Below are 3050 nucleotides of genomic sequence, written 5' to 3'. Positions count from 1 at the left end.
TTCATTTCAGTCGCGACGCTGGCGAGGCTCCTCATGTGCGACCCAATTAGTACACCGATTGGATCGCTCGCCTCCCAGCACACCCCGTGAATGCGCAACGCGCCGGCTGTGCGCCGGTCGATAGCCTGGCGCGGGATAGTGAGCGTGAGCATGGGCGCGTCGCGGGCGAAAGCCGAGTTTTCCACGCTGAGATCGCGCACGACGATCGAACCGTGCGGCACCTGCTGCGTCTCGCGCCCGTAGGTGGATGTCAGCGCGCCATCGAGCAGACAGTGCACGAGGTAATGGTCAATGCCTGACGTGGCGATCTTTCGCTTCGTGCGCTGGAAATGGACATCATTGTGCGCAACGTGGCGCGTGAGCACCATCGCGCCCATGTCCCAGCTTTCCATGCTCGCGTTAAAAGGCGCGTCTGGATCTTTTTCCCGATCGATCTCGTAAATGGAACCAAGACCTTCCCGCCAGACTTCTTCCGCATCGTTTTGTGAGAAATCCCCGCTTTCGAATTTTAATGGCGTCGGCATAGCTTTCCGGTCTTTAAGGCTGTCGGATTCGGCACGTCTCTTGAACTCCGTGCGGATTATTTAATGACGGTTTCCACGGAAGGTGCCTATTCTGCCTTATCGGCTGCTTATCAATAAAACTTAAGCGACCGCCCGAGAGGGAGCGATAACGAGGAGGCGCGGTCTACAAGCGGCTCAACGTCTTGAATGTGCTGCGCTGCGGCGAAATCGATGCTTCGGAGAAGTATGAAATCCAGTTTCGATTAATCGATGTTCGATCGACATCGTTCACGTCATTGCATTTTAAAAAAGTCAATGACCTCAGGCCATTGACCGATTTTATTGCTGCAATGGTGCATAGGCACACGATAAAATCCGTCGATTAAGTTTGGCTCAATCCTGACTTACGCATTAATAAATAATTACTAACTACTTTCCCACTCCGTGGTGTTTAGAAGCCCGCGCAGGTCTTAATCCGGTTGAATTGATGCATGGATGGAAACAATCACTCCTTCATTTCCTGCGCGCGCGCCAGCAATAACGCCTGCTCGCGTGCGTTGCGCGTCATCGCGGCGGCGCACTCGAACGCCGCGCGCGCTTCGTCGCGCCGTCCCAGCTTTGCCAGCAAGTCACCGCGAACACTCGGCAACCAGTGGTAATTGGCAAGCGTCGCATTTGAGCGAAGTTCATCGACAATTTCAAGCGCCGACGCCGGACCGAACGCCATGCCCACCGCCACCGCGCGGTTCAACTCCACGACAGGCGATGGTGCTGCCATCACGAGCGCATCGTATAAGGCCACGATCTGCACCCAGTCCGTGTCCGCTGCACGGTGTGCCCGCGCGTGACATGCCGCAAGCGCACCTTGCAACGCGTACGGGCCGAGTGCTCCGCCCAACGCCTCGGACCGTCTCAGCGAAGCGAGCCCGCGGCGAATCAGCAGGGAATCCCAGCGGCCGCGATCCTGCTCCATCAGCAACACGGGCCGCCCGTTGGCATCGGTTCGCGCGTGGATTCGCGATGCCTGGATCTCCATCAACGCGACAAGACCATGCACCTCGCTTTCATCGGGCGCGAGACCGGCGAGAATGCGGCCAAGGCGCAGCGCGTCGTCGCAAAGCGAGGGCCGCATCCAGTCGTCGCCGGCGGTCGCCGAATACCCTTCGTTGAAAATCAAATAGATGACTTCCAGCACCGCCCCCAGGCGTTGCGCGCGAGCATCGGCTTGCGGCACTTCGAACGGCACGCGCGCCGCCGAGAGCGTTCGCTTCGCCCGCACGATTCGCTGCGCAATCGTGGGTTCGGATTGCAGGAAAGCGCGGGCGATTTCATCGGTGGTGAGGCCGCCAAGCAGCCGCAAGGTCAGCGCGACGCGGGCGTCGAGCGACAACACCGGGTGACACGCCGTGAATACCAGTCGCAACAGATCGTCGCCGATATCGTCTTCGTGCGCGGCATCGAGGGTATCGACGAAATCTGGCGTGATGTGTTCCTCGCGCGCGTCCATGTCGCGTCCGAGTTCCTCGTGCTTGCGTGAGTGAAGCGCGTCCTGGCGCAGGCGGTCCAGGGCGCGATGCTTGGCAGTCGTCATTAGCCATGCTGCTGGGTTGTCCGGGACGCCGTGGGTGCGCCAGTGGGCAAGCGCCGCGACGAGCGCGTCCTGCGCGAATTCCTCAGCTAGCGCGACGTCGCGCACCATCCGCGCGACGACCGCGATCACCTTCGCCGATTCCATCTGCCACACGGTTTCGATCGCGCGATCGGTGGCGGCTCTGGACGCGTCGGTTTCGCTCATGGTGTGTCGGTTTCGCTCATGGTGTGTCAGGCGCCTTAACGACGCGACGCTTCGAGTTGGCGAAACCGCTCAACGGAGTCGCTCGGGCCGAAATCGTCGAGTTCATAGAGTTGGCGTACTTCGATCAACCCGCTCTCCTGGTCGCCCATCGGGGCGGGGAAACGGCGGGCATATTCCATCGCTTCGTCGCGCGAGCGAACCTGGATCAGCGTGTAGCCGGCAATGAGCTCCTTCGTCTCCGCAAAAGGCCCCTCGATTACTGCGCGCCGCCCTCCCTCGTAAGCCACGCGCCAGCCCTTTGCACTTGGCTGTAGACCGGCCGCGTCAAGCAGCACGCCTGCTTTCGCCAGTTCTTCGTGAAAGCTCGCCATCATGGCAATCAACGCGTCTTCGGGCAGCGCGCCCGCCTCGGACTTCGCGGTCGCCTTGACCAGGATCATGAATCGCATCGCGGCTCTCCTTGTTTCGCCATTTTTAGAAAGAGCGTCACGCGCGCCCTCCTCCCCACGACGAACCACGCCGATACAAATCGACACAGCGCGAACAAAATCACTTCCCGCCGCGACCGTTCAATCCCAGCAAGGGCCCACCTTGCGCACTTCGACTTCGCACCATTCGACGACCGGGCACGCGCGGGCGATCTCGATTGCCTCTTCCTTCGTCGCGCAATTAAGCAGGAAGAATCCGCCGATCACTTCCTTTGCCTCGGCGAACGGCCCGTCGACGAGGCTCGTGCGGCCGTCGCGTTGATG

Annotated in this window: 4 protein-coding genes; all 4 read right to left on the bottom strand. The window is 60.5% G+C overall.

Annotation, left to right across the window (positions count from 1 at the left end; all coding sequences use genetic code 11):
• The coding region (locus tag WCA53_RS32880) for a hypothetical protein (RefSeq protein WP_423921817.1) at window positions 1-524 on the bottom strand (524 nt) is incomplete at its 3' end.
• Between the two features lie 484 nt (window positions 525-1008).
• Window positions 1009-2298 (bottom strand): RNA polymerase sigma factor, encoded by a 1290-nt coding sequence (locus WCA53_RS32875; RefSeq protein WP_423921814.1) that lies wholly within the window; start codon window positions 2296-2298, stop codon window positions 1009-1011.
• A 35-nt stretch (window positions 2299-2333) separates the two neighbouring features.
• Complete coding sequence (locus WCA53_RS32870; RefSeq protein WP_423921811.1) at window positions 2334-2747, bottom strand: YciI family protein; 414 nt, start codon at window positions 2745-2747, stop codon at window positions 2334-2336.
• Window positions 2748-2867: 120 nt separating this feature from the next.
• Window positions 2868-3050: YciI family protein (locus WCA53_RS32865; RefSeq protein ID WP_423921806.1), on the bottom strand; the 183-nt coding region annotated here is incomplete at its 5' end.

The sequence above is a fragment of the Caballeronia sp. genome (assembly GCF_049581465.1).
Classification (GTDB): domain Bacteria; phylum Pseudomonadota; class Gammaproteobacteria; order Burkholderiales; family Burkholderiaceae; genus Caballeronia.
The sequence above is the reverse complement of the archived record's forward strand: the minus strand, read 5'-3'. Positions and strand labels throughout refer to the sequence as shown.

What these genes read in the sequence shown, in the direction of transcription:
- WCA53_RS32870 (WP_423921811.1), bottom strand. Translation starts at nt 2,747, where the DNA reads ATGCGATTCATGATCCTGGTCAAGGCGACCGCGAAGTCCGAGGCGGGC.
- WCA53_RS32875 (WP_423921814.1), bottom strand. Translation starts at nt 2,298, where the DNA reads ATGAGCGAAACCGACGCGTCCAGAGCCGCCACCGATCGCGCGATCGAA.